At 37.2% G+C, this 25,831-nt stretch carries 28 protein-coding genes; 23 read left to right on the forward strand and 5 right to left on the reverse strand.

Going from position 1 to position 25,831, the window contains the following annotated elements:
* The first annotated feature begins 104 nt into the window (after nt 1–104).
* The 8 genes from tpiA to smpB all read left to right on the forward strand — a co-directional run bounded on the left by tpiA (nt 105) and on the right by smpB (nt 8,952).
* Nucleotides 105–860 carry a triose-phosphate isomerase gene (gene tpiA, locus VXN63_RS10355; RefSeq protein ID WP_327758001.1) on the forward strand — a complete coding sequence of 252 codons (756 nt, stop codon included), beginning with the start codon at nt 105–107 and terminating at the stop codon, nt 858–860.
* A gap of 1 nt (nt 861) precedes the next feature.
* Nucleotides 862–2,397 (forward strand): 2,3-bisphosphoglycerate-independent phosphoglycerate mutase, encoded by a 1,536-nt coding sequence (gene gpmI, locus VXN63_RS10360; protein WP_327758002.1) that lies wholly within the window; start codon nt 862–864, stop codon nt 2,395–2,397.
* A gap of 86 nt (nt 2,398–2,483) precedes the next feature.
* Entirely contained in the window at nt 2,484–3,782 is a 1,299-nt protein-coding gene (eno, locus tag VXN63_RS10365) for a phosphopyruvate hydratase (protein ID WP_327758003.1), read from the forward strand.
* Nucleotides 3,783–3,981: 199 nt separating this feature from the next.
* Complete coding sequence (locus tag VXN63_RS10370; protein ID WP_327758079.1) at nt 3,982–4,803, forward strand: ZIP family metal transporter; 822 nt, start codon at nt 3,982–3,984, stop codon at nt 4,801–4,803.
* 138 nt (nt 4,804–4,941) lie between these two features.
* Nucleotides 4,942–5,172, forward strand: coding sequence for a preprotein translocase subunit SecG (secG, locus tag VXN63_RS10375; RefSeq protein WP_327758004.1), 231 nt, complete (start codon nt 4,942–4,944; stop codon nt 5,170–5,172).
* Nucleotides 5,173–5,372: 200 nt separating this feature from the next.
* Nucleotides 5,373–6,122 carry an alpha/beta hydrolase gene (locus tag VXN63_RS10380; protein ID WP_327758005.1) on the forward strand — a complete coding sequence of 250 codons (750 nt, stop codon included), beginning with the start codon at nt 5,373–5,375 and terminating at the stop codon, nt 6,120–6,122.
* Nucleotides 6,119–8,461, forward strand: a complete 2,343-nt coding sequence (gene rnr, locus VXN63_RS10385) for a ribonuclease R (RefSeq protein WP_327758006.1) — start codon at nt 6,119–6,121, stop codon at nt 8,459–8,461. Before VXN63_RS10380 ends, rnr begins: the two co-directional genes overlap by 4 nt.
* Before the next feature lie 29 nt (nt 8,462–8,490).
* Complete coding sequence (gene smpB, locus VXN63_RS10390) at nt 8,491–8,952, forward strand: SsrA-binding protein SmpB (RefSeq protein WP_327758007.1); 462 nt, start codon at nt 8,491–8,493, stop codon at nt 8,950–8,952.
* 59 nt (nt 8,953–9,011) lie between these two features.
* Here the strand turns inward: smpB and VXN63_RS10395 are convergent, their stop codons facing one another.
* Both VXN63_RS10395 and VXN63_RS10400 read right to left on the reverse strand, forming a co-directional pair.
* Complete coding sequence (locus tag VXN63_RS10395; RefSeq protein ID WP_327758008.1) at nt 9,012–9,839, reverse strand: ABC transporter permease; 828 nt, start codon at nt 9,837–9,839, stop codon at nt 9,012–9,014.
* Nucleotides 9,840–9,853: 14 nt separating this feature from the next.
* Nucleotides 9,854–10,837 carry an ATP-binding cassette domain-containing protein gene (locus tag VXN63_RS10400; RefSeq protein ID WP_327758010.1) on the reverse strand — a complete coding sequence of 328 codons (984 nt, stop codon included), beginning with the start codon at nt 10,835–10,837 and terminating at the stop codon, nt 9,854–9,856.
* 232 nt (nt 10,838–11,069) lie between these two features.
* Here VXN63_RS10400 and VXN63_RS10405 point away from each other — a divergent pair, with 232 nt between their 5' ends.
* Nucleotides 11,070–11,750 carry a histidine phosphatase family protein gene (locus VXN63_RS10405; RefSeq protein ID WP_327758011.1) on the forward strand — a complete coding sequence of 227 codons (681 nt, stop codon included), beginning with the start codon at nt 11,070–11,072 and terminating at the stop codon, nt 11,748–11,750.
* Nucleotides 11,751–11,779: 29 nt separating this feature from the next.
* Nucleotides 11,780–12,556: a Cof-type HAD-IIB family hydrolase gene (locus tag VXN63_RS10410; protein WP_327758012.1), complete on the forward strand. Its 777-nt coding sequence runs from the start codon at nt 11,780–11,782 to the stop codon at nt 12,554–12,556.
* Nucleotides 12,557–12,621: 65 nt separating this feature from the next.
* Here VXN63_RS10410 and VXN63_RS10415 read toward each other — a convergent pair whose 3' ends face one another.
* Nucleotides 12,622–13,146, reverse strand: coding sequence for a hypothetical protein (locus VXN63_RS10415; protein WP_327758013.1), 525 nt, complete (start codon nt 13,144–13,146; stop codon nt 12,622–12,624).
* A gap of 115 nt (nt 13,147–13,261) precedes the next feature.
* Nucleotides 13,262–13,672: a hypothetical protein gene (locus VXN63_RS10420; protein WP_327758014.1), complete on the reverse strand. Its 411-nt coding sequence runs from the start codon at nt 13,670–13,672 to the stop codon at nt 13,262–13,264.
* A gap of 483 nt (nt 13,673–14,155) precedes the next feature.
* On the opposite strand from VXN63_RS10420, the gene VXN63_RS10425 reads away from it, so the two are divergent.
* The 4 genes from VXN63_RS10425 to VXN63_RS10440 all read left to right on the forward strand — a co-directional run bounded on the left by VXN63_RS10425 (nt 14,156) and on the right by VXN63_RS10440 (nt 16,544).
* Nucleotides 14,156–14,353 carry a hypothetical protein gene (locus VXN63_RS10425; protein WP_327758015.1) on the forward strand — a complete coding sequence of 66 codons (198 nt, stop codon included), beginning with the start codon at nt 14,156–14,158 and terminating at the stop codon, nt 14,351–14,353.
* 121 nt (nt 14,354–14,474) lie between these two features.
* Nucleotides 14,475–14,852, forward strand: coding sequence for a hypothetical protein (locus VXN63_RS10430; RefSeq protein WP_327758016.1), 378 nt, complete (start codon nt 14,475–14,477; stop codon nt 14,850–14,852).
* A gap of 39 nt (nt 14,853–14,891) precedes the next feature.
* On the forward strand, nt 14,892–15,329 hold the full coding sequence (locus VXN63_RS10435) for a VOC family protein (protein ID WP_327758017.1): 438 nt from the start codon (nt 14,892–14,894) through the stop codon (nt 15,327–15,329).
* A 168-nt stretch (nt 15,330–15,497) separates the two neighbouring features.
* Complete coding sequence (locus VXN63_RS10440; protein ID WP_327758018.1) at nt 15,498–16,544, forward strand: YrzE family protein; 1,047 nt, start codon at nt 15,498–15,500, stop codon at nt 16,542–16,544.
* A gap of 172 nt (nt 16,545–16,716) precedes the next feature.
* Here VXN63_RS10440 and VXN63_RS10445 read toward each other — a convergent pair whose 3' ends face one another.
* Nucleotides 16,717–17,889 carry a sunset domain-containing protein gene (locus VXN63_RS10445; RefSeq protein ID WP_327758019.1) on the reverse strand — a complete coding sequence of 391 codons (1,173 nt, stop codon included), beginning with the start codon at nt 17,887–17,889 and terminating at the stop codon, nt 16,717–16,719.
* Nucleotides 17,890–18,303: 414 nt separating this feature from the next.
* Between VXN63_RS10445 and VXN63_RS10450 the strand changes: the two genes are divergently transcribed.
* The 9 genes from VXN63_RS10450 to VXN63_RS10490 all read left to right on the forward strand — a co-directional run bounded on the left by VXN63_RS10450 (nt 18,304) and on the right by VXN63_RS10490 (nt 25,811).
* Nucleotides 18,304–19,116: a sunset domain-containing protein gene (locus VXN63_RS10450; protein WP_327758020.1), complete on the forward strand. Its 813-nt coding sequence runs from the start codon at nt 18,304–18,306 to the stop codon at nt 19,114–19,116.
* Between the two features lie 201 nt (nt 19,117–19,317).
* Complete coding sequence (locus tag VXN63_RS10455) at nt 19,318–19,728, forward strand: hypothetical protein (protein WP_327758021.1); 411 nt, start codon at nt 19,318–19,320, stop codon at nt 19,726–19,728.
* Between the two features lie 263 nt (nt 19,729–19,991).
* The gene (locus tag VXN63_RS10460; RefSeq protein ID WP_327758023.1) at nt 19,992–20,792 is read left to right on the forward strand and encodes a formate/nitrite transporter family protein; all 801 of its coding nucleotides are present in this window, start codon (nt 19,992–19,994) and stop codon (nt 20,790–20,792) included.
* A 203-nt stretch (nt 20,793–20,995) separates the two neighbouring features.
* Nucleotides 20,996–21,922, forward strand: coding sequence for a sugar phosphate isomerase/epimerase family protein (locus VXN63_RS10465; protein WP_327758024.1), 927 nt, complete (start codon nt 20,996–20,998; stop codon nt 21,920–21,922).
* 40 nt (nt 21,923–21,962) lie between these two features.
* Nucleotides 21,963–23,336, forward strand: a complete 1,374-nt coding sequence (locus VXN63_RS10470) for a PTS transporter subunit EIIC (protein WP_327758025.1) — start codon at nt 21,963–21,965, stop codon at nt 23,334–23,336.
* A 3-nt stretch (nt 23,337–23,339) separates the two neighbouring features.
* Complete coding sequence (locus tag VXN63_RS10475) at nt 23,340–23,822, forward strand: PTS sugar transporter subunit IIA (RefSeq protein WP_327758026.1); 483 nt, start codon at nt 23,340–23,342, stop codon at nt 23,820–23,822.
* 33 nt (nt 23,823–23,855) lie between these two features.
* On the forward strand, nt 23,856–24,506 hold the full coding sequence (gene rpe, locus VXN63_RS10480; protein WP_327758027.1) for a ribulose-phosphate 3-epimerase: 651 nt from the start codon (nt 23,856–23,858) through the stop codon (nt 24,504–24,506).
* Between the two features lie 7 nt (nt 24,507–24,513).
* Nucleotides 24,514–24,951, forward strand: coding sequence for a ribose 5-phosphate isomerase B (gene rpiB / locus VXN63_RS10485; protein ID WP_327758028.1), 438 nt, complete (start codon nt 24,514–24,516; stop codon nt 24,949–24,951).
* A gap of 119 nt (nt 24,952–25,070) precedes the next feature.
* A complete protein-coding gene (locus VXN63_RS10490; RefSeq protein ID WP_327758030.1) occupies nt 25,071–25,811 on the forward strand; it encodes a DeoR/GlpR family DNA-binding transcription regulator in 741 nt (246 codons plus the stop codon).
* The last annotated feature ends 20 nt before the right edge of the window (nt 25,812–25,831 follow it).

A 25,831-nucleotide genomic window follows, 5' to 3' on the forward strand; every position in this document is an offset into this window, starting at 1 on the left:
TACGTTAAAAACCTGTAAACTATAGAGTGTAGTCAGGCGGTACTGAAGTGCCGCTTTGATCTCTGTAGAAAACAAATAATATAATCGAAAGAAGGAATAGAATTATGCGTAAACCAATTATTGCTGGTAACTGGAAGATGAACAAAACGGCAGCTGAAGCTGCGTCATTCATTGAAGAGGTTAAAAATAATATCCCTTCTTCTGATAAAGTAGATGCTGTTATCGGAGCACCTAACCTTTATACTCAAGCATTGCTTGACATGACTGCTGGAACTGAACTTAAAATTGCTGCTCAAAACTGCTACTTCGAAGACGAAGGTGCATTCACTGGGGAAACTTCTCCTGCAGCACTTGCAGATTTAGGAACTCAATATGTAATCATCGGACACTCTGAACGTCGTGAGTACTTTGGCGAAACAGACCAAGATGTAAACAAAAAAGCACACGCAATCTTTAACCACGGAATGATTCCAATCATCTGTGTTGGAGAAACTCTAGAGCAGAAAGAAGCTGGCGAAACAAATGAACTTGTTTCTGGCCAAGTAACTAAAGCGTTAGAAGGATTATCTGAAGAGCAAGTTAAAAACTCTGTTATCGCTTATGAGCCAATCTGGGCAATCGGAACTGGTAAAACTGCGACTTCTGAAGAAGCGAATGAAACAATCTCTGTAGTGCGTCAAACAGTTAAAAAACTTTACAGTGACGCTGTATCAGAAGCTGTTCGTATTCAATATGGTGGTTCTGTGAAACCTGGAAACATTGCTGAATTAATGGCACAATCAGATATTGATGGTGCATTAGTTGGTGGAGCAAGTCTAGAAGCGGAGTCATTCCTACAATTATTGGAGGCGGCTAAGTAATATGAGTAAAGCACCTGTAGCGATTATCATCTTAGATGGATTTGGATGGAGACCTGACCAATACGGTAACGCAGTAGAACAAGCTGATAAGCCAAATTTTGATCGTTTCTGGAAAACTTATCCACATGCAACCCTTCAAGCTTCTGGTTTACCAGTCGGCCTTCCTGAAGGTCAAATGGGGAACTCTGAGGTAGGTCATACGAACATTGGTGCTGGACGTATTGTTTACCAAAGCATCACTCGTATCGACAAAGCCATTTCAGATGGAGAATTTCAAACAAATGAAGTATTGACTGGAGCATTTAACCACGTTAAAGAAAATGATTCAGCATTACACTTCTTTGGATTAATTTCAGATGGTGGTGTGCATAGTCACTCTCGCCATTTAACTGCATTACTTGAAACAGCAAAAGCACAAGGTATCAGCAAAGTGTTTGTTCATGCATTTACGGATGGACGCGACGTTGCACCGGATTCTGGAGCTGGATTTATTGAAGATTTACAAAACGTTATTGCAGAATTAGGTATAGGCGCAATTGCATCTGTATCTGGTCGTTTCTACGCAATGGACCGCGACACTCGTTGGCCACGTGTAGAAAAAGCATATGATGCAATCTTTAATGGTGAAGGTATAAAAGCTACTGATCCAGTAGAAGCTGTAAAAGCAAGCTACGCAAAAGATGAAATGGATGAATTTATTGTACCAACAGTCATCGAAAAAGATGGTCAGCCTGTAGCGACTGTTCAAGATAACGATGCGATTGTGTTCTTTAACTTCCGTCCTGACCGTGCTAGCCAATTGTCTCGCGCGATCACTGAACCGGATTTCAATGAATTCGACCGTAAAAATACACCGAAGAACATCAAGTTTGTGACAATGACACAATACTCTGCTGAGATGGATGCAGAAGTGATGTTCCCGCCAGTTCATTTGAAAAACGTTATTGGGGAAGTATTGTCTAATAACGGCCTGTCTCAATTGCGTATCGCCGAAACTGAAAAATATCCTCACGTTACATTCTTTATGAATGGTGGGACAAATGATGAGTTTCCTGGAGAGAACCGTATCTTGATTCCTTCTCCACAGGTTGAAACCTATGACCTGAAACCTGAAATGAGTGCGTACGAAGTAACAGACGCATTAGTAAAAGATATTGAAGACGATAAGCACGATGCGATCATCTTGAACTATGCAAATCCTGATATGGTTGGACACTCTGGTATGCTAGAACCAACCATTAAAGCGATTGAAGCAGTTGATGAGAACTTAGGTAAAGTCGTTGATTTGATTCTTGAAAAAGGTGGATACGCAATTATCTTTGCGGATCACGGTAATGCCGATACTGAGTTAACACCAGAAGGCAAGCCGCATACTGCCCACACGACAGTTCCTGTACCGGTCATCGTAACGAAAAAACATATTCACCTACGTGAAGATGGTAAGTTAGCCGATGTATCGCCTACTATGCTAGAACTATTGGGGATAGAAAAACCTGAAGAGATGACTGGAGAAAGTCTAATCATTCAAGATAAATAAGCACCAACGTAACACTAAAGCTGTATTTAACCACTTAAAAAGTGAGTATAAATAAAAAAAATCAAATTTAAAGGAGATCAATACACATGCCATATATTACAGATGTTATTGCACGCGAAGTTTTAGATTCTCGTGGTAACCCAACAATCGAAGTAGACGTATTTACAGAATCAGGAGCTTTCGGACGCGGAATGGTACCTTCAGGTGCTTCAACTGGTGAACACGAAGCTGTTGAATTACGTGATGGAGACAAAGACCGTTACCTTGGAAAAGGTGTTACTAAAGCTGTTGATAACGTAAACGACACAATCGCTGAAGCGGTTATTGGTATGGATATTCGCGATCAAATGGGTATCGACAATGCGTTGATCGAATTAGACGGAACTCCAAACAAAAGCAAATTGGGCGCTAACGCTATTTTAGGTGTGTCTATTGCTGTTGCGCGCGCTGCTGCAGATTACCTTGACTTACCATTATATAGATATCTTGGTGGAACAAACACTAAAGTATTGCCTACACCAATGATGAACATCATTAATGGTGGTTCTCATGCTGACAACAGTATCGATTTCCAAGAATTCATGATCATGCCTGTAGGAGCGCCTACATTCAAAGAAGCTATTCGTATGGGTGCGGAAGTATTCCACGCATTAGCTGCTATCTTGAAATCTAGAGGATTAGCTACTTCAGTTGGTGACGAGGGTGGTTTTGCACCTAACTTGAGCTCTAACGAAGAAGGATTCGAAGTTATTATCGAAGCTATCGAAAAAGCTGGATACAAACCAGGTACAGACGTAATGTTAGCAATGGATGCTGCTTCTGCTGAATTCTACGATGCTGAAAAAGGCGTTTACAACTTAGTAGATTCAGGTGAAGGCGAAAAAACTGCTGATGAAATGATCGAAATCTACAAAAACCTAGTTGAAAAATATCCATTAATTTCTATCGAAGATGGATTGGATGAAAACGACTGGGAAGGTACTAAAAAATTAACTGAAGCATTAGGAGATAAAGTACAACTTGTTGGAGATGACTTATTCGTAACAAACACGGATAAATTAGCTAAAGCAATTGATATGGGAGTTGCAAACTCTATCTTAATCAAAGTTAACCAAATCGGTACATTGACTGAAACTTTCAATGCAATCGAAATGGCTAAAAAAGCTGGTTATACTGCAGTAGTATCTCACCGTTCTGGTGAAACAGAAGATTCTACAATTTCTGATATCGCTGTTGCAACAAATGCTGGACAAATCAAAACTGGTTCATTAAGCCGTACTGACCGTATTGCTAAATACAACCAACTATTAAGAATCGAAGATCAATTAGGTTCTCAAGCAGTATACGAAGGTCTTTCTGCTTTCTACAACCTAAAAAACAAATAATAATCATTTAATGGTCTTTTTTATCAACCAGTAACCTCATTTGCTGATTGATGGAAAACCGAATCGAAACCTCTTGCTCATGAACTGGGTAAGAGGTTTTTGATTTATTTTAATCGATTTTCTTTGACATATCTGTCTGAAAAGATATACTTTTCTTTAGTTGCTTTATACATAAATTTGAAATAAAGGAGATAGTATCATTTTAGAGACGTTCAGTACCTTTCATCCTGTTTTACAAGCATTAATTGCCGGTCTGTTTACTTGGAGTTGTACAATAGTCGGTTCATCATTTGTATTTTTGTTTAAAGAAATTAATCAAAAGTTTTTAGATATTATGAATGGTTTTGCTGCAGGTGTCATGATTGCGGCATCTTTCTGGTCGCTATTAGCACCAGCCATTACCAACGCAGAAAACAGTGGATATGGAATCTGGTCTTTCTTTCCAGCAGCTGTAGGATTCTTGGTAGGGGGATTTTTCTTAAGATTGATCGACGTGGTCATTCCACATTTACATTTGAATGAGCCTGAAGAAAATAAAGAAGGACCTAAAACGAAAGCGTCTAAAAACTTGCTACTTTTTTTAGCGATTACGATTCACAATATTCCAGAAGGATTATCAGTTGGAGTAGCATTCGGTGCTACAGCAATCGGTGTGGCCAATGGGGATACTTTTCTAAGTGCGGTAGGGTTAGCTTTAGGTATCGGAATTCAGAATATTCCAGAAGGATCTGCTTTGTCTATGCCGATTCGAGCAGCAGGGAGTAGTCGATGGCGTGCATTCAATATTGGACAGTTGTCAGCGATCGTCGAACCGATTGCGGCAGTTATTGGAGCAGTAGCCGTTATTTCAATTTCAGCTATATTGCCTTATGCTTTGGCTTTTGCAGCGGGTGCAATGATTTTCGTTGTTGTAGAAGAACTGATTCCTGAATCTCAAACAAATGGAAACAAAGATAGTGCAACACTGGCCTTAATGGTTGGATTTACGATTATGATGATCTTGGATGTAGCGCTTGGATAATTTAAGTTAAAAGTACTAGAAATCATCGTCTTGTAGGCTATTCTATTAAAAAATCAGCTTGAATCCGGACTGGCAATGCAGATCAATTTGTGCTATATTAATGAATGAGAGACTTATAAATGGGAGGTCAATTCCGAGATGTATGATTTTTTATTAGGATTTATGCTCGTGTTATCAATATTTATTATAATCGTTGTGGCTATGCAGCCAACTAAAACTCAAAGTGCATCCAACGCTTTCTTAGGTGGAGCAAGCCAATTATTTGGGAAACAAAAAGCAAGAGGATTCGAAGCGGTTCTGATTAAGACAACCATCGTTTGTATCGTACTTTTCTTCGTTTTTGCATTAGTATTGACTCGATTTTTCTAATTAATATAATATGATACTGATTAAGGAGCAGATCCAAAAGTACGTGAGCTGAATATCTCAGCTTGCAGAGTGTACAAATGGGCCGCTCCTTTTTATTGTCTTTTAGTGCAGTAAGCTACTTCTATAGGGTAGGCGTATTTCAGTATTAATATTTCATAAAGTAAGGTAAAATATAGGTATAGAGTTAAGGAGTGAACGAAGTGAGAGATAGAACTATATTTTTTGAAAAGGGACCGAGAGCAGTGATTCTATTCCACGCTTTTACGAGTACCCCAAATGACGTGAGAAGTTTAGCCAGAGCGCTGGAGCGTGCAGATTATACAGTTTATGCACCAACACTGTCTGGTCACGGAACAGAAGATCCAGACGATATCTTTAACTATGGGATCGAAGACTGGAAGCGGGACGGTGAAAAAGCCTATACGTTTTTAAAAGAAAAAGGCTATAATGAAATTGCGACTTTTGGCTTGTCTCTTGGCGGGATTGTGGCCACGCATTTAATGTTGACACAAGATGTTAAAGCCGCTGGAACCTTTTCTTCACCAGTAATGGATAACGGAAAGAATAGAGTGCCGGAGAACTTTATGATCTGGTATGAACAAATGAAAATGAATGATGGTTTTTCTAGAGAACAAATTGCTGGGTTAAAAACAGCTGCAGAACCAAAACTGGAAATGATTTTAAATGGATTGAATACTTTTGTTAAAACCATGGTGCCGCAGTACCCAAATCAAACAGGAGTTGTCTTTATTGCCCAAGGTGGCGATGATGAGATGATCAATCCACATCAATCTGGAGACTATAGAGATGCACTAACGAATGCAACTGTTGATTTCCACTGGTATGAAGATGCACCACATGTGATTACGACTGGGCAGTTTGGAAAACAGCTACAAATTGATTTATTAACATTCTTATCCACATTAGAATGGGATGGAGGGAATACATGAGTAAAGAATTAAACGAAGATATGGAACAATTAAAAGAAAAGATTCTGAATTTTATAGAGAATCATAAAGAAAATAGCGTAGAAGTGAAAGCCATTAGCGAAGGCGTGGATAGTACAGGTTCAAAAGCGTTCAAGAAAATGATTAATGCGATTGCTGAACTAGAACGCGAAGGAAGAATCGTACTGACTCAAGAAGGTCGATTTAAGTTAAAAGATGCAGAACCGGTTATGCAAGGTGTATTTAGCGGTACGGACAAAGGGTTTGGTTTTGTTCCGATAGAAGAATTTGATGAAGATATTTTTATTCCACCACATGAAACAAACTCAGCATTGAATGGCGACTTAGTAACAATTGAAGTAACAAAAGAAGCTGTTCCTTGGAAGGGTAAAGGACCTGTCGGAAGAGTTCTTGAAGTCGTTGAACGTGCAACAACAACGCTGATCGGCGAATTTCATGCTTATTCAGACGATGATGTTTCAGATAATGGATTATTTGGATACGTCAAAACTCAAAGTAAAAAAATTCCGAGCATGAAGATGCAAATCACAGACAAAGGGATTCGTCCTGTAGAAGGTAGCATCGTTCAAGTTGAAATATCTAAATATCCAAGAAGCAATGATGAGGATATGTTTGGTTTTGTTGTTCGCACGATTGGACATAAAGACGAACCAGGAATTGAAATCCTTACAATCGTCAATAAATATAACATCCCTTCAGAATTTCCTGATGAAGTGATTGAAGAAGCAGAATCTGTACCGGATCAAATTGCTGAAGCAGACTTAAAAGGTCGTAGAGATTTACGAGAAGAAGTCATTGTTACAATTGATGGAGCAGATGCAAAAGATTTGGATGATGCGGTTGTTGTTAAAAAGTTAGACAACGGTCATTATCATTTAGGAGTTCATATTGCAGATGTTTCTCACTATGTAAAAGAAGACAGCCCGATGGATCAGGAAGCATTCGAACGTGGTACCAGTGTGTACTTAACTGACCGAGTAGTACCAATGTTGCCGCAACGTCTTTCTAACGGAATCTGTTCACTGCATCCGAATGTTGATCGTTTGACATTGAGTTGTGAAATGGAAATCGATCAGTCTGGTGATATCGTAAGTTATGAAATCTTTCCGAGTGTGATCCGTTCATTCCGTCGAATGACGTATACAGCAGTCAATGAGATTTTAACGGAAAAAGACCCGGAAACATTGAAGGAACATGCTGACTTAGTAGGTCTTTTCGAAACAATGGGAGAACTACATCACATCCTTGAGAAGAAAAGAGTCAGTCGTGGATCTATCGACTTTGATACAAGAGAAGCAAAAATTGAAGTCGACCCTGAAGGAATGCCTGTGGATATTCTTGTGCGCGAGCGCGGTATCGGTGAACGTTTGATAGAGTCATTCATGCTAGCAGCGAACGAAACAGTATCTGAATATTACGCAACACAGCAATTGCCTATTCTATATAGAATTCATGCGCGTCCAGACGAAGCAAAAATGCAGAGATTCTTAGAATTTGTTTCAAGTTTTGGAATCAATGTAAAAGGGACAAAAGATAGTGTCTCTCCTTTAGACTTACAAGCTGTAATGAATGAAGTTAAAGGGAAACCAGAAGAAACAGTTGTCAGTATGCTGATGCTGAGATCGATGCAGCAAGCAAAATATGACGTGGATCCTATCGGACACTACGGACTAGCAGCTGATTATTATTCTCACTTTACTTCTCCAATCAGACGTTACCCTGATTTGATTCTTCATCGATTGATTCATTACTATGATGAAGTCGGAAAAGATCAGAAAGCTCGTCAACGTTGGGAGAAGAAATTACCAGAAATAGCAGAACACAGTTCTAAAACCGAACGTCGTGCAGTAGATGCTGAACGCGAAACAGATGAACTGAAGAAAACAGAATATATGGCTGGGAAAATTGGGGAAGAATTCGAAGGACTCGTTACATCTGTTACGAACTTCGGAATGTTTGTTCAGTTACCGAATACAGTTGAAGGACTCGTACACATCTCTAAAATGGATGATGATTACTATGAATTCAACGAACGTGGATTGATTCTGATGGGTCGTCGAACAGGTAGAACCTTTAAAATTGGAGAACCAGTTAAAGTTAAATTGACTGCAGCGAATATTGAAGGCTACCAGATTGACTTTGAGTTAGCAGATATCCCTGAAGATGAAAAACGAAAACAATCCAAACCAAAAAATCAATCAGGCCGAAATAAGAACCAAAGACGTAGCAAAAACTCAAAAGGAAATCAAAAATCTGATCGAAACAAGCCGTCTTCTGAAGGAAGAACGACCAAGAAAAAACGATCAGGAAAACGTAAGTAGTAGTCGTAGACAAAAGGAGGGTGATACAGGTGCCTAAAGGTGAAGGCAAGCTGATTGCTCAGAATAAGAAAGCAAGATATGAATATAGTATTTTAGATACTGTGGAAGCAGGGATCGTCTTAAACGGAACGGAAATTAAGTCGATTCGTGCCGGCAGAATCAATCTTAAGGATGGTTATGCTGGAATTCGTAATGGAGAAATGTGGTTATATAATGTGCATATTGCTCCATTCGATAAAGGAAACCAGTTTAATCATGATCCTGTAAGAACTAGAAAATTATTAATGAAGAAAAAGCAGATCGATAAATTTATTGGGGAAACCAAACAAGGCGGGATAACGATTGTACCGCTGAAAGTGTATATCCGTAACGGGTATGCTAAAGTTTTAATCGGTCTAGCAAAAGGTAAAAAACAATACGATAAACGCGAATCCATTAAACGCAAAGATCAAAAGCGTCAAGTGGATCGTGCAATGAAAGATTATCGTTAACAAACAAAAACCACCAGCGCAATCATTGCGCTGGTGGTTTTTAGTCGTTTGTACAATAATCAATTTTTGTTGTTATAGAGCTTCATAGTCAGTGGGGCAAAGATGACAAGTATGATTCCGGAAGCAATGAGTGTCCATAAGACTTCACCGGAGACGTTATAACCATGCATCAATCCTCTGACAGCGTCCACAAGCATCGAGATTGGATTGATTTTGACAAAGGTTTCCAAGATATGAGGCATTGTACTCGGATCGACAAACGCACTACTCAAGAAGGTCAAAGGAAAAATGACCATCATTGCACTAGCCATTAAAGCATTTTCAGACTTCAAAACAAGTGCTAATACATTCCAGATCCATGAAAGACAGAACGAAAACACAAGCAAAAGGGCCACTGCTAGAATAATACCGATTAGGCCACCTTCGGGCCTGAAGCCTAAGATCATAGCAAACAAAATCATAATCATTGAAGCAATGGTGTATCTAAGGGCGTCAAAAGTCATTGCACCTACTAGAGAAGAAGGCCCCCAAATAGGTAGGGTTCTTTGACGATCGAAAAAGCCTTTTTGAATATCTTTATTCAAATCAAGTCCAGTGTACATCGTGATCTGGGTCACAGTCTGTACTAAAATACCGGGTAGTATAAATTGAAGATACTCCTGAACCGAACCAGCAATAGCACCACCAAATAAGAAAGTAAACATCAGTAAAAATAAGATCGGCATAGCTGTAATATCCATTAGTGCCATTGGAGCATGTTTAGTTCTGAGTAATGCGCGCATGGCAAATATTTGTACAGACACAATTGGACTAGGGGGTGTTGGACGTTGTTTTGACAAAATCGCTTGTTGCAGCTTTTCTTGATTGATTGTCTGGTTCTGGACCATTTGAATCCCTCCTATTATTTAACGATAGATGATTGCTCTGTAGTAGACACTGTTTCCGAATCTTCTGTTAAAGCTAAAAACACCTCGTCTAAGCTAGGTTGACCTAAAGAGAAGGTAAGCACATGAATTCGTTGCTCAGCGAGTGTAGTTAGCGCTTTTGTAGCATCAGAGGGGGTTGAAACTTTGATATGCAGCTGATCAATCTTAGAGGACTCATGCAAAATTTCTCCTGCGCTGGCTTCCAAGATTTTCTCAGCTTTGGATCTATCTTTTTGGGACTTCAAGGTCACATGAAGTATATTATTCCCCAAAGAGGCCTTCAAATCGTGGGCCGTTCCTTCAGCAATGATTTTACCTTTATTGATGACAGCTATTCGGTCAGCTAATTGATCAGCTTCTTCCAGATATTGAGTCGTTAAAAGTACAGTTGTACCTGCGCTCGTCAATGCACGAATCACAGCCCAAACCTGGTTTCGGCTTCTTGGATCCAAACCCGTTGTCGGTTCATCTAGAAACAAGAGGTCTGGAGTAACAACAATACTTGCTGCAATATCTAGACGCCTACGCATACCACCCGAATACTCTTTCACTTGCTTATTAGCAGCTTCAAAAAGTCCAAAAGCATCTAATAGTTCAGCAGCGCGTATTTTGGCTTCTTTTTTTGAATAGCCCATTAACCTTGAAATCATCGTGAGGTTTTCGGTTCCGGTCAAATCTTCATCAACAGAAGCATACTGACCAGTTAAGGCGATTCTTGGACGGATTTTTTTTGGTTGTGAAGCAACATCGTAGCCAAAAACGCTAGCTGATCCACCGTCAATGGTTAATAAAGTAGCAAGCATTCTTAAAGTTGTCGTTTTTCCTGCACCGTTTGGACCGAGAAATCCGTAGACAGATCCTTTAGTGATTTTAAGATCGATTGCATCAACGGCTGTGAAGTCTCCAAATCTCTTGACCAAGCCATTCACTTCGATTGCATAATCTTCTGTTTTGACCATAGAGAACACCTCTTTATGTTTATACAAGCCTAGTAGGTCAGTTTATCTTAAGTCCCATTTATTTAATTGAAATATACCTTACTTTAAAGTGGGAGACAACACCTATTTAACCTATGAATGATTTTTGTAAAGTTCATCTCGGGATAAGTTTACTTTCATTCTCTTCGCATCAGCAAAGTAAGTCTGTTACAATAAAGTAGAAGATATCATTTTGGAAGGAGCAACAATAAAGATGACTACTAAGGGTGTTGAAATTTATTTTGTTCGTCACGGAGAAACGTATTTGAATCATTATGGACGTATGCAAGGATGGAGCAATGCGCCACTAACTGATGATGGCATTGTTGATGTACATCGTTGTGGGCGTGGGCTGAAAGATGTCAAGTTTGATGCAGTCTACACAAGTGATTTAACACGTACGCAAGATACTGCTGGAATTATCCTTGAAGAAAATGGGCAAGCTGAGAACATGGATATGGTTCAGATGCCAGAGTTCAGAGAAGTATTCTTTGGTTCTTATGAAGGTATGTATGGATCGGAAGCATGGGGAAATGTTGCTAAGCATATGGGTTACGAGACTTCGCGTGATATGTTCTTGAACACAGATATTCCTGATCGTATGAATGCATTCAGAGAAGCGGATCCTTATCATGACGCGGAAAACTTTATGATGTTCTGGAGCCGAGTTGAAAAAGGATTACTTAAACTAATTGATAAGCATCGCGATACGGGCGAGAGAATTTTACTTGTCGCTCACGGTGGAACGATTCGTTATATTTTACAAAACTTAATTCCTGATCTGGATGACACGACGGCTCTTTTAAATGCAAGTGTTTCTGTAGCGAGCTACCATGGTGGCAAGTACCATTTAGATCGTTACAACGACGTATCCCATTTCAAAGACGAAGCATAACCTAAATTGAAGGAATTGAGGCGTAAGGATTGAAACCAACATCACTAGTGTTTTTTGATTTAGATGGAACGTTATTGAATGAACAGTCACAACTGGATACAGATGTGATTGAAGCTTTGTCTGAACTGAAGAGAAACGGTGGTGTACCCTTTATCGCTACAGGGCGTAGCCATCTTCAGGTCGAACACGTACTGAAAGAAACAGTGATCGATTCATTTATTTCTCTTAATGGTCACTATATTCAGTATGAAGGACAAGATATTTACGAAGGTATATTTGATCAAGATCTATTGGACCGTGTTCAAACAGAAGTCGAGGATCAGGACATTACGGTTGCTTACTATAGTAAAGAAGGATTTAGACTGACTAGAAGAGACGAAAATGCCGTTGCAGCTTATCAGTTTATTCATGCAGATGCGCCAGAAATTGATGAATCTTATTACGAAGAAAAAGATATATTGATGGTTCTATTGTTCACACAAGATTTAGCAGTGGATGATATTTTTCATAAGAATTTTCCAGAACTTTCATTTTATCGTAATTCGCCTTATTCGATCGATACGATTCTCAAAGAGAACTCAAAAGCAATTGGTATACAGAAATTAGTTGAAAAATTAGGTCTTGAAGGTGTACCGACGTATGCCTTTGGAGATGGTCCCAACGATATCGAAATGCTTGAAGTAGCTGACCATAGTGTAGCTATGGGGAATGGAACAGAAGAAGTAAAAGCTTTGGCTGACTATGTTGCTAAAAAGAACACAGATGGTGGTATCGTTGACGGTCTTAAGTATTTTAATTTAATCTAAACAAAATAGGCACCGTCTACTTCACTGATTGAATGCAATCAGGAAAAGTGGACGGTGCCTATTTTTTAATCATTTTTAGGCATTGTTGGTTCTTCGTCTTCTTCTACAAGAGAGACAGGGAAGAACTCTTTGCTCGTACATAACAAGAAATCTAGTGCAAAATCATTATGGAAGCCTTGCAAGTTATACACGATGTTCTCACCGTTTTGTAGTCTATCTTTTCGGAATAGAGAAGGGTGTAGCTTCTTGACGACATCAATTAAAGCCAACAAGAGCATGTCAGGTGTTTTAAGTAAATTTCTAAAATCTTCTTTACTGAGTCGGTAACTTTTGAAAAATTCTTCGGTAAAGTCATTGTCCGGTCTCAATGCAGAGACAAAACGAAGACTAGTTGGTGTCATATATCTCAACTTAAATGAATCACTTTCTCGATCATAAATGATAAAATCAGCTGAATAAAGCTCGTGGTCCATTTCAAAAAGCAGTTTATACTTTTTAACATCGCTATCTTTTAATTCAGGATCTTCATCAATCATGGTGTTGAATTCCTTTAACAAACTATCTAAGATTCTCATTTGATCAAAGTTCATTTAACTTACCTCCTTTTCGTTTTTATTATAGCACTAACAAATTCACAACGCACATCAAAACCTGCAAGTATCTATTACGTAAAATGGCTTCTATTAAAGTAATAAGCGAAGACTATCAGTCGGATGGTGTTCGCTTATTATGCCATTTAAGAACATTATAGAGGTCAATATGTCGAATCAATTCTATATTAACTCGTTTAATCCTGCCATCTTTTAATTGCAAAATGATTTTTTCTCCTAAATATCCCATTACCAGACATTCAACATCTGGATAATATTGCCCGTCTTTGAGTACATTTGCTTGAATGGAAACAGGAGATTTCGTAACGTAAGCCTCGTAAAGAATAGTGGAAATATCTTCTGTTGTCATCTCTTCTTTAGGGAGAATATCCACTTGCTGATCTTCTGCCTTCATCTTTTTCAATGCTTCTGTATGGTCTGATAACATCATACCTAACCACTTCATTTTCCCACGATCCACGTAACCTAACTTGTCTGGATCTAATAATACAACTTCTTCAGTCATGTCCATCACTCCTTCATGCGAAAGTACGTTCCTTTATTCAATAATAAGAACATTAGTTCGATAAGTCAAGTGTGAAAGATCATCAGAAAAAGCTAGAGAAAAAAATTTTCTCTAGCTTTAATCAAGATTTTTTATATCTGTCTACAAGGTAATAGCTAACTCCACTAGCAAAAAGAATAAACAACACCATCGCCATAGCACATACACCTCTTCGAAATTAGTGATAACTCGTATAAACATTAAAAATACAGTATTGTACTTATGTATAAAGTACGCGCTTGTACTACATATAAGTAATATCGGCAATATATCGACCGTACTTAAATTTTTTTTCATTGATATTATACTCACTGCATACTATGAAAAGCAATACTTTGAAGATACGAATTTGAAATAAATTTTACTGAGACATCTAGAAGTATTGTGTTTGATTGTAAAATGAGATATAGTTCTCGGTAGAAACTTTTGAAGGGGTTTATGGATGTGAAGAAATCGGATGAAATTTTAATCAGATGGTTATTGGAACATAGTGATAGATCAATAAAAGAAATTGCTTCAAAGACGGAAATAGATCAGAATACCTTAATAGAATTAAAACAGACACCATCAAATATGTCAGAATTAGATAAAGAGATTCTTTACAAACTAGTTACCTTTGCCAAAAGAGTGGGAGCAGAATAATCTGTTTCCACTCTTTTAATTTCAATAAAAGCTACTTAAAATTAAGTATAGAGTATAAGTGCTTATTGTGGCTATTTTAAGGTTGTTTTATATACTTTAACTATAGAGAAAGGATGTGTTCATGATCCGACTTAAAATCAATAAAGATATTTTAAATACGTTCAAGAATAAATACGGAAATAATCAAGCGATCGTTGGATATGGAGAAGAAGTGAAGGCTCTTCCTTTTCCGTTACCGAGACATTTTATTGTCCTAATAGATAAAGAAGCGCTGACGATTGTTGAATTAGATAGAAAATTCAATGAAAAATCAGTTGGAAGTATACCGGTTTCTACTATACAGACAGTCAAAATGATAGGACCAGTTGTCAAATCTGTTACAGTTAAAACGACGGATAGAAAAATTAAATTTGTTATTAAACCAACAATTATGGGAATCAGTAAGGAACAGTCTGCTTTATTAACTTATTTGAAAACGCATTTCAAACAATCTAAATAAACAATGGCTACTGACGAGTAGCGCTAAGGAGATCATACAATGAATCGAATCAATCTTATTGCCTTAGGTGTTTTGAACATAGAAAAAGCAAGAACCTTTTATAAAGGGTTAGGGTTTCAGTGTTATGACGACTCGCCAGATGCACCGATTATCTTTTTCAATAATCAAGGTACAAAGTTGGAATTATTTCCATTGGAACAATTGGCTACAGATATAGCTGGAGATGAACCTATGAAGATTAATAGGGAGGGGTTTAATGGTATAACATTGGCAATGAATGCAAAGAAAAAAGGAGAAGTTGACGAAGTCATGGAACGTGCACGCTCTTTGGGTGCTGAGATTGTTAAAGAACCAGTAATTGTTTCTTGGGGAGGATATAGCGGTTATTTTAGAGATTTAGACGGTTATTACTGGGAAGTAGCTTATGCAGATACATGGGCTTTTGATGAGCAGAATATGCTCGTAATTGATTCGTAACATTAGAATATTTTGAAATAAAGATATCGTTTCCAAAGAAAACTTGTTATACCAATTTTTTTTATTCAAAAAAAGAATGATTTCCAAGTCATATAAATTGAATATGTAACATACATGGTGTTATATTACAAACACGATATTATTACATTTTGTAAAGGAGAAATCATTATGAAAAAAAGAGTAAGACATTACCTGGGAGCAGGAGAAACAGAAGCAGGATTTAATTTATCTTGGGGCGCGGTTATTGCTGGGGTAGTTACTATACTAGCATTAATGCTTATGTTTAGTTTTATTACTTCTGCAATTGGTCTTGGCGTCGCTGAACCTACTTCAAGCAACCCGCTTGACGGTGTCGGTACGGGTGTGGCGATTTGGACAGTCATCGCTTTCGTATTAGCTTTCTTTGGTGGAGGATTTATCGCTGGAGCTACATCGCGACGTGTTGGATTAGTTCACGGATTCTTAACTTGGGCATCAAGTTTAATTGTTTTAGTTATTATGCTTTCATATCTTGCTTCAGGTGTATTTTCACTAGCAGGATCAGTTTTAGGAACTGTAACAAATGCAGTAGGATCAGCTGCTCAAACAACAATCGATTTAACAGGTAGCGCAGTAAGTACAGGGTTCGAAAGTGCAGCACAAGGTGCTGAAAATGTAGATTCGGATGAATTGCAAACACAAGTAGATTCTGTATTGCAAGATACAGACATTCCTGAATTACAACCTGACTATCTACAAGGCCAAGTTTCTGAAGCAACAGATGAAGTTGCGGCGGCTGGACAAGAAATTGTTACTAATCCAGACAACGCTGATTCTATTATTTCTGATTTACTAGATAGTTTAGAAGAAAGAGCAACTACAATTGGAGATGCAGCTGACGAAGAGGCGATCTCAAACGCGGTTGAATCAAATACTGATTTGTCACAAGAAGAAGCAGATGAAGCAACTCAAAACATTGTTGAAGCTTACGAGAACACTACTACACAAGCACAAACAACAATCGAAAATCTACGTGGTGAAGTAGAAAACCTACAAACTCAAGTAGATCAAACGATTCAAGATGCACGTGTTCAAGCAGAAGAAGCAACAGATGCTGGATCTAAATATTCAATCTGGGCATTTGTAGCACTACTACTAAGCATGATTTTAACTTCAGTAGCTGGTTTGTTAGGATCTAACACAGTGAAAACGTCTAAATCCGAAAGTAGAGTATAACCAATATAAATAGGAAAGAGAGCGCCGAGCGCTCTCTTTTTTTGTAAAATCATATTAACCGCAGAAAAAACGAAGAGAAGTAGCGTTAGGAAGTATAAAAAAGTCAAAAAAAGAAGGAACCATTAAAGTTATTCTTAACTTCGATGGTTCCTTCTTTTTTATTGATAGCATATTAATTTTCAGGTGCTCTGTAGCCGGCTGCTTCTGCTTCCGCAGCTGTTTTGAACCACTGTACTACATTTTTAGTTCTACCGTAATAAGTGCTTCCAGGAATATGGTAAATACCATTCACAGATCCTTTTATCGCACCTTCACCGTTTTGTTGAACGTAAGTCTGTCCGCCAACGTTTGGAGCTGTACTTTGAGGACTATCATTACTGGAACTACCGTTACTTTCAGAAGCGCTAGCATTTTCGCTACTTGTAGCAGCTGCCGCTTTTTCTTCATCTACTTTTTTCTGTGCAGCTTCTTGGTCCGCTTTTTCTTGTGCGACACGTTCTTCTTCGGCTTCTTGAGCTAGGCGCTCTTCCTCTGCTTGTTGCGCTTCACCTTCAGCAATGGAAGTATCTAATTTTGATAATCGAGCAGTTAACCCTGAATCACTTGGAGATAAAGTAGAAGAAATAGATACCGCGGCTTCATAGTCTTCTCTAGAATTCGATTCTTCAGCGACTTCTAGTTTACTAGTAGCGTCCTCAAGTGCTAATTCATATGTTTCAATTTCTGGTTCTAATGCCAATAGCTGATCTACTAAAGTTTGATTATCTTCAGGTATGGCTGCAATAGCTTTATCAGCTAACTCAGCATTCTTGCGAGTAGGGGATTGTTCTACTCTCTTGATAGCGATCTCAGCTAATCTTGTTTTTTCATCAATATCCTCTTGTTTCTCTTTTTCAAGACGATCTTGTTCTAATCGTTGCTCTTCAGCAACACGTTCTTCTTCAATTCGTTGTTCTTCAACTTTTTCTTCTTCGACAATGCGCTCTTCTTCAATTCTCTGTTCTTCAGCGATGCGTTCCGCTTCAGCGGTATCTATGGAGACGTTATTGATCGAAACACCTAAAAGAAGAATACCAAACAATAAAATTAATAAAGACGATCGTTTCTGTTTTCTTCTTATAAGGGCATAAATAAAATAAACTACAGAAGATATCGATAGCATAAAACCAGATAGCAATAAAACATCAAATACATTCCCGATAGAAACAATAAAACCTACAACAAATATACCAACAATAGCAATAACTATTTTCTTGATCTGTGACCAGTCTGTTTCTTTAAACATAAAGTACAAACCAATAGGGAAAAAGCAGATAAGCCAGAATATGACTTTCATATTTTGCATTGAGATAAACTCCTTAAAATGATAGTAACAGTAAATTCTCATTCATCGACAGTTCAATATAAGTTTAGAGTAGACCTTATAAAAAAAGGGCAATAGACACAGTGAAAGACTGTCCTAATAGTAAGAGTACTATAGTTGTTAACGCAAACATAGTATAACTTACTAAAAACTGAGAAACTCACTAAATAAATAGAATGATAAAACGGTTTAATTAAAGAGGCATAGTGGGTTTTATGGATTATTCAATTTTATTTTGTAATTATTTTAATCAATTTAACGATTTTTTAGTTTAAAAAAGATGAATAACCAAAAGGGTCTATAGTGAAATAAAAGTAACTATTTCGTTCACAACTACAGGGTAAAAAGACGATTCCTTATGCTATGCTCTTCTTAAATAAGAAAAGAGGTTAAAAGATGAAAAAGCTAGTGGTCAGTATGATGACATCGTTATTACTATTGGTTGGGATTAATTGGAATACAAATACTGCAGTTGAAGCTCAAGCAGGTTCATTGGTTTATACAAGTCAGTCAGCGGTAGCTAAAGTCGTGAAACCTAAAACCGTTGCAAGTAGCACTAAGGCAACTACAAGTTCCAAAACCAAAGAAGCAATGAAAGTGAACTATTCAACGCTTATACAATCTTCTGGGTGGCAACCGAAAGTAAACAATGGTAAAACCTCAGGAACGGTTGGAAAAGGTAAAAGATTAGAAGCCATTAAAATTGAACTCTCCAACCCTGAATTCAAGGGCGGTATTACTTATCAAACCAATGTACAGTCAAAAGGTTGGTTAGGCTGGAAATCTAATGGACAGGTTAGCGGTACACAGGGAGAGTCTAAGAGATTAGAAGCCATCAAAATCAAGTTAACAGGGGAAATGGAGAAAAAATACGATGTGTACTACCGCGTTCACTCTGAAACATTCGGCTGGCAAGGTTGGGCAAAAAATGGAGAATCTGCTGGAACATTAGGATTTGGGTTCAGGCTTGAGGGCATGGAAATCAAGCTAGTCAAAAAAGGAAACAAAGCTCCAGGGACAATCAACAATACATTCAGAGATGGTAATAAAAAATATGTCGATGCTAAAGGTAAAGGATTAATAAAAGGATCTAGCAGTAAAATCTATCATCTACCTAACTCTCAGTATTACAAGTCAACGACAAAACCGAAAGCAATGTTTGCTACAGAAGTTCAAGCAATCAAAGCCGGTTATAGACCAGCAAAATAACTCTTTAAAAGAGGCTTCTATAAGTCTCTTTTTTTTGCACTTTTTTAAGAACAAAGTCATTTGACTAGGATTTCTTTGTATGGTAATTTAATTAGAATAAAAGGAGGTTATGTTAATAATGTTGTAAGGTGAGGTAATCCTAAAAAAGCAGTGCATACAAGTTTGAAATACAAGTAAATAAAAAAAGAAAGGTGGAAGTAAATGCAACTGAAAAAAGTATTACTGAGTGTAGGTATGGCAACGGTAGCGCTCTTGTCTGCATGTAGCATGGAATCTTCATCAGAAGTAGACCAATACATAAAAGAATCGATTGAAGAAGGAGAGATGTATACTATTTCACTCGCTAATAGTGGAGTCTTTTTGACTTTTGATGAAAGAGGCCTGACCTATTATGGAGTTAGTGCACATGAAGATCTATACGATACGCCCTTTGAATATTTAGAAAATTACGCAGATTATGAGCTCGAGTATAATGATGATGAAAACCTCTTAACGATTGAAGTTCCTGAAGGGAAATACGAATTGAAAGTCCATAGTCCAAAAGTGTTTCGTGATGAGGTGAACAACATTGATTTGACCTCACAAAAATCTCTTATTCCAGATGAAACATAAAAAAGAGCAATCAAAAATTTACATAAAGTATCTACTATCATTCAATTAGAGAATAGTAGATACTTTTATTTTTTAAAGGGATCGGTTATGCCAGTGATAGCAAGATGTTTGCACTTATTTGTAGAAGGGACTCTACGGTTGAACTATATAGTAAAAATGAAAACGAATTCTCTGAAAGTATTTTGAAAATACTATTTTCAAACTGTTCTATTGGTGGTAAAATACCCACATAGTGAAATATTGAACAAAAGGGATGGGTTGTAATGGATGCCAATTATCAAGGGTTATTTTATTCAATAGAAACAAGTATCGAAAAGAAAAAGCAATTATTTGAGAAAAGTCCTTCTCGTTATATTGTAAGAGCCATGCTAGCCACACTTTTTCTAACACTCGGAACGGCCATCGCTGTGATCACCGCCCAGTCGGCAGAAAATGTAGCACAAGGTTCTGGCAAATTTTTATATTCTTTCATGTTCAGTTGGTCACTTGTTATGATCATTTATATGAATGCCGAGTTAGGAACGTCAAACATGATGTATACAACGATTGGTGTTCACCGCGAGTTACTTACAGTCAAAAAAGCAGTCACGATATTATTCGCTTGTTTACTCTTTAATTTAATAGGAGGGATTTTATCAAGTTATCTCGTTTCTTTGACTTCAACTTTTCAAGATCTTCCAGCGGATCATTTCTTGTTTACGGCGATAGAACATAAATTAGAAAAAACACCGCTTCAAGTATTCACAGAAGGCATTTTTGCTAATGTCATTGTAAATACGGCAGTGTACTGTACGATTCGTATGAAGGATGATGCCGGAAAAGTTATGGCTATGATCTTTATTATCTTTATCTTTGCGTTTTTAGGATTCGAGCACGTTATTGCCAACTTTTCATCTTTCCCACTGGCTTATTTTGCTTCAGGTGGAGCAATAGCTGGAATGACGAATACTGCTGTTTTAACGAACTTGTTTTTTGCAGCGTTAGGTAATTATGTAGGTGGCGGTTTAGTGATTGGTCTAGTTTATTCATGGTTGAATAGAGGAGATCATGTTTACCTAGACTAATATTGAATATAAGAGTAACTAAATTCCATGAATAAAAAAGAAGTAATCAGGAGACTGATTGCTTCTTTTTTATCTAATTTCCTTTATTCGCTGAGTTTTTGTGAAATTTAATGAAATTAAATGAAAATAAATGGAATTTAATGGTTGTGTTTGAATTTTGGAAATGCTACTATGTGTTTAACAAAAATATTGGAGGTCATAAAATGAAGACTGCAACTAGAATTAATTCATTTTTACCAAAGTTTGATAATGATTTAGAAAAAGTATTTGAAGAGTTTAGTCGCATTGGATTAACACATGTAGATTTAAACTATCCAGAACATACAAATGATTTTTCTCCAGAAGAGATGAAAGCGTTACTGGAAAAAAATAACTTAAAAGCCAATGGTGTTGCTTTAAGATTTAGAAAAGACTTTGTAAATGGAGAACTTGGAAATTCAGATCAGAAAATTTCTAAGCAAGCTGTTGAATTATGTAAAGAAGCTGCTGACTATTGCCGTGCTATCAAAGGCGAAGTTGTTACAGTGTGGTTAGGGTTTGATGGATTTGACTATTCATTTCAAATCAATTACGAAAAAGTCTGGGAACAAATCAAAAACTGCTTTATCGAAGTTGCAGATTATGCACCTGACTTGAAACTGAGTATTGAATACAAACCATTCCAGCCAAGAGCCTATGCATTCATAGATAGCTTAGGTATTGCAATGACGATGATGAGTGAAATCGACCGCGAAAACGTTGGAATCACATTAGACTACTGTCACATGTTGATGAAACACGAAAACCCAGCCTATGGAGCTAGTATATTAGGAAGCAGAAAAAAATTATTCGGGGTTCACTTAAATGACGGATACGGATTAAACGATGATGGTTTAATGATTGGTACAAGTAGTCCAGTGAAAACCTTTGAATTCTTATATTACGCTAAGTTACACAATTATGATTATGCGATTTACTTCGATACATTCCCAATCATAGAAGATCCAGTTGCTGAATGCGAAAGTAACTTGAAAATGATCCAATTGATAGATGAAAAAATTAATCGTATCGGTATGGATAAAATTCAAGATATTATCGATCAAAACAGCGGTGTTAAAGTTAGCGAACTAGTATTAGAAATCTTATCTTAAAATAAGATTTCTAGTCCTAACAAATCAGGAGGTATAAACAATGGATTATAAGAAAATGGCACGGGAAGTATTAGACGAAATCGGTGGCCCGGAAAACGTTTCGAATATGACTCACTGCGCAACCAGATTAAGGCTCAATCTAAGAGACACATCGATTGTTGATGACAAATCCGTTAAAAGTATTGAAGGGGTAGTCGATGTTGTCAATAAAGCAGGGCAATACCAACTTTTGATTGGTACCGAAGTTCCAAAATTGTATGATGAATTCGAAAACTTGGTCAAAGGAAATGGAAACATTTCAACAGATGCCTCTAATGCAGAATCTGGAGGTATCATCAGTAATATATTTTCAGCAATTTCAGCAATTTTTGCACCTTTATTACCAGCACTAGCAGGTTCAGGTATTCTACGTGGCCTTTTGATTTTAGGTGTTCAACTGGGACTAATCAGTGAAAATAGTGGGACGTACTCGATTATGTTTGTTGCTTCAATGAGTGTCTTTTACTTTTTACCAGTATTGTTAGCGTTTACCTCTGCTCGAAGATTTGGAGCCAGTCCGTATCTATCAGCTCTTATCGGAGCGGCTCTAATCCATCCAGACTTTATTGGTTTGATGGGGGACGCTGGTAATGGTGTAGTTACAGACTTTTTCGGAGTACCCGTGGTCTTAATGAATTATAACTCTACAGTGGTACCTATCATTTTATCTATCTGGGCCTTTTCATATCTATACAAATTCTTAGATAAACATATTCCGGATACGTTGAAACTAGTTGTTATTCCATTGATTTCATTGGGGGTCATGATTCCTTTGACCGTTATCGTCATCGGACCAATCGGGGTTTATAGCGGAGAAGCCGTTGCCGGAATAGTCAATTGGTTGATTGAAAGAAGTAGTATTCTCACAGGTATTGTTATCGGTGGTGGTTGGAGTGTTCTTGTAAGTCTAGGAATTCACTGGGCTGTTAACCCGATTATGATCAATAACGTTTCAACTTACGGATTTGACTATATCGTTCCATTTACATTCGCATGTAACTTTGCCGTTATTGGAACAACTATTGGAATATATTTCAAAGCAAGAGATAAAAGATTAAAAAGTTTTGCATTAACAGGATTAATTACAATCGTATTATCTGCGATTATCGAAGCAACATTGTTCGGACTATTAGTGAAAAACAAAAAACTATTCTTGGCACAAATCATTGGTGGTGCAGTCGGTGGAGCGTATCTGGGTCTGACAAAAGTTGTTACAAATGCATTCGTATTCGGTAGTGTGACAACCTTCCCAGCATTCGTGACTGAAAACAACTCTAACTTTATCAACGCGATGATCGGTTTAGCAATATCACTGGTTGTATCAGGTATTCTAGCCTTCTTCTTCACTAGACAAGATGAAAAACTAGCAGAGTAAATAATGAATTTGAAAGGAATTAATATGAAGATTTTCGAGAAAAAAATTATAATTTATAATCCTGTAAAAGGAACTGTGAAAAATTTATCCGAAGTAAATGACGAAATGTTTTCTAAAAAATTGATGGGTAATGGATTCGCTGTCGAACCAAATAGCAATAATCTCTACTCACCAGTTAAAGGAAAAGTCACTTCTGTCTTTCCGACTAAACATGCAATTTCTATCAAAGCAAAAGGAAATCAGGATGTTTTGATCCACATCGGTATTGATACAGTAGAATTAAACGGTGATGGATTTGAAATGATTGCGGCTGAAGGCGACACAGTGGACTTTAATACAAAGCTCGTTTCAGTAGATTTTGATTATATAAAAAGCAGTGGTAAAGAAACAGATGTGATTGTTGTATTCCCGGAAGCAAAAGACAAAGAATTGTCAATTGAATACGGTACAACGAACCAAAACGAAGAAATTGGACTGTTAAAATAATCGCTTCAAACAGTCAAGACAGGAGGAAGATGAATGTTATTTTGCCCTTCGATGATGTGTGCTTCTTTCAATCATCTTGAACAAGAAGTCAAAGTATTGGATGCTGCTGGAACGGATATTTTCCATATTGATATCATGGATGGAAATTTTGTACCCAATTTTGGTATGGGCACACAGGACGTAACAGCTATAAGAAAAAGCACAGATAAATTAGTAGATGTACATTTGATGATCGCTAATCCAGATGAGTATGTAGAAATGTTTGCAGATTTAGGAGCCGATATTATCTATATCCATCCTGAAACAGATATCCAATCAGCAAGAACGCTCGCAAAAATAGCGGAAAACGGAAAGAAAGCTGGAATTGCAATCAATCCTGGAACATCTATTCACCAGATTGAAGAATTATTGCCACTAGTTGACTATCTAATGGTTATGACCGTGAATCCTGGATTCGCTGGTCAGAAATATCTTCCGTATGTAGATGAAAAAATTAAGAAGTTAGTTGAACTCAAAGAGGTGTTTAACTTCGAGTTGATGGTTGATGGGGCTATTTCGGAACCCGTTATCCAGAGATTATCAAAGATAGGCGTAGATGGATTCGTTTTAGGAACATCTACCTTATTTGGTAAAGAACAGTCTTACAAAGAAATATTGGACCGTTTAAAAAAGAGAGAGAGGTAAGTGTATAATGAAAATTGCTATAGGATCAGATCATGTAGGATTTGAATTGAAACCTGCTATCCTGGAATATTTAACTGAACTAGGATACACAATAGAAGACTTTGGGGCATATTCGGGAGATCGTGTAGATTATCCTGATTACAGCAAAAAAGTCGCTGAAGCGGTTCTTTCTGAGGAATTTGATAGAGGTATTTTGATTTGTGGCACAGGTGTTGGGATTTCTATTGCAGCTAACAAATTCAAAGGGATTCGTGCAGTTGTTTGTAGCGAACCATATAGTGCAAAACTGTCTAAAGAACACAATAATACAAATATTCTCGCTTTTGGGTCAAGAGTAGTTGGCCCAGAACTCGCTAAAATGATTGTCAAAGAATGGCTGGATTCCAAATATGAAGGCGGGCGTCATTCGAAAAGAGTAGAGAAAATCAGAGATTTTGAAAACTGATTCGGTCTAGCAATAAGTAAGATCAATGGTGCTTTGCATCTATTGATCTTATTTTTTTTCAAGTAAAGCGAAAAGGTGTTAAAATAGAAATAGACAATTAAATAAAAGGAGGAAAAATAGTGATCCCTTATGAAAGACAAGAAAAGATATTAGAAAATTTAAATAGAGAAGGTATCTTAAAAATTGAAAGTTTACATATGCTCATCCCAGAAGTATCTATTTCTACGCTTAGAAGAGATTTAAAGGAGCTAGAAAAGAACGGTAAAATCATTATGCTGACTGGAGGCGCTGTTAAAGCAACTTCATCAGCTGTAGAGTTATCGATTACGACTAAACAATCTTTATACTCTAAAGAAAAAGATGTGATAGCTAATTTAGCATTAGATCAAATCAATGATGGAGAAGTGATTTATTTAGATTCTGGAACGACTTGTACGGCACTTTTGAACAAAATCATCAATAGAAAAATTATGATTATTACAACGAATGCGAGTGTATTAGGCATAGCTGAAGATATTGTAGCGGAAGTGATTATACTTGGCGGTAATTTTAATCCAAATATTTCTTCCCTCAATGGTCCTTTAACTGATAGTAACTTGCAGAACTTCAACTTTGACAAGGCTTTTTTAGGTGCAAACGGTGTGGATGTCAAAAAAGGTGTGAGTACACCTAATCTCGTTGAAGCTAATAAGAAGAAAAATGTAATCAAAAATTCTAAAAAAGCTTTTTTGCTTTGTGATAGCTCGAAATTTCATATTAATTCAACAGTTAAATCTTTTGAAATAAACGAAGTTAGTATTATATCCAATGCTTATGATAAAGAAATCGCTGAAAAAACCGAATTGATCTATAAAGCCTAAGAAAACATTTGAGATTTAAA

The sequence above is a fragment of the Marinilactibacillus sp. XAAS-LB27 genome (assembly GCF_036039175.1).
Classification (GTDB): domain Bacteria; phylum Bacillota; class Bacilli; order Lactobacillales; family Carnobacteriaceae_A; genus Marinilactibacillus.

Excerpts from the sequence above, each read along its gene's own strand:
- tpiA (WP_327758001.1), top strand. The coding sequence starts at position 105 with ATGCGTAAACCAATTATTGCTGGTAACTGGAAGATGAACAAAACGGCA.
- gpmI (WP_327758002.1), top strand. The coding sequence starts at position 862 with ATGAGTAAAGCACCTGTAGCGATTATCATCTTAGATGGATTTGGATGG.
- eno (WP_327758003.1), top strand. The coding sequence starts at position 2,484 with ATGCCATATATTACAGATGTTATTGCACGCGAAGTTTTAGATTCTCGT.
- secG (WP_327758004.1), top strand. The coding sequence starts at position 4,942 with ATGTATGATTTTTTATTAGGATTTATGCTCGTGTTATCAATATTTATT.
- rnr (WP_327758006.1), top strand. The coding sequence starts at position 6,119 with ATGAGTAAAGAATTAAACGAAGATATGGAACAATTAAAAGAAAAGATT.
- VXN63_RS10395 (WP_327758008.1), bottom strand. The coding sequence starts at position 9,839 with ATGGTCCAGAACCAGACAATCAATCAAGAAAAGCTGCAACAAGCGATT.
- VXN63_RS10400 (WP_327758010.1), bottom strand. The coding sequence starts at position 10,837 with ATGGTCAAAACAGAAGATTATGCAATCGAAGTGAATGGCTTGGTCAAG.
- VXN63_RS10405 (WP_327758011.1), top strand. The coding sequence starts at position 11,070 with ATGACTACTAAGGGTGTTGAAATTTATTTTGTTCGTCACGGAGAAACG.
- VXN63_RS10415 (WP_327758013.1), bottom strand. The coding sequence starts at position 13,146 with ATGAACTTTGATCAAATGAGAATCTTAGATAGTTTGTTAAAGGAATTC.
- VXN63_RS10420 (WP_327758014.1), bottom strand. The coding sequence starts at position 13,672 with ATGACTGAAGAAGTTGTATTATTAGATCCAGACAAGTTAGGTTACGTG.
- VXN63_RS10430 (WP_327758016.1), top strand. The coding sequence starts at position 14,475 with ATGATCCGACTTAAAATCAATAAAGATATTTTAAATACGTTCAAGAAT.
- VXN63_RS10435 (WP_327758017.1), top strand. The coding sequence starts at position 14,892 with ATGAATCGAATCAATCTTATTGCCTTAGGTGTTTTGAACATAGAAAAA.
- VXN63_RS10440 (WP_327758018.1), top strand. The coding sequence starts at position 15,498 with ATGAAAAAAAGAGTAAGACATTACCTGGGAGCAGGAGAAACAGAAGCA.
- VXN63_RS10445 (WP_327758019.1), bottom strand. The coding sequence starts at position 17,889 with ATGCAAAATATGAAAGTCATATTCTGGCTTATCTGCTTTTTCCCTATT.
- VXN63_RS10450 (WP_327758020.1), top strand. The coding sequence starts at position 18,304 with ATGAAAAAGCTAGTGGTCAGTATGATGACATCGTTATTACTATTGGTT.
- VXN63_RS10455 (WP_327758021.1), top strand. The coding sequence starts at position 19,318 with ATGCAACTGAAAAAAGTATTACTGAGTGTAGGTATGGCAACGGTAGCG.
- VXN63_RS10460 (WP_327758023.1), top strand. The coding sequence starts at position 19,992 with ATGGATGCCAATTATCAAGGGTTATTTTATTCAATAGAAACAAGTATC.
- VXN63_RS10465 (WP_327758024.1), top strand. The coding sequence starts at position 20,996 with ATGAAGACTGCAACTAGAATTAATTCATTTTTACCAAAGTTTGATAAT.
- VXN63_RS10470 (WP_327758025.1), top strand. The coding sequence starts at position 21,963 with ATGGATTATAAGAAAATGGCACGGGAAGTATTAGACGAAATCGGTGGC.
- VXN63_RS10475 (WP_327758026.1), top strand. The coding sequence starts at position 23,340 with ATGAATTTGAAAGGAATTAATATGAAGATTTTCGAGAAAAAAATTATA.
- rpe (WP_327758027.1), top strand. The coding sequence starts at position 23,856 with ATGTTATTTTGCCCTTCGATGATGTGTGCTTCTTTCAATCATCTTGAA.
- rpiB (WP_327758028.1), top strand. The coding sequence starts at position 24,514 with ATGAAAATTGCTATAGGATCAGATCATGTAGGATTTGAATTGAAACCT.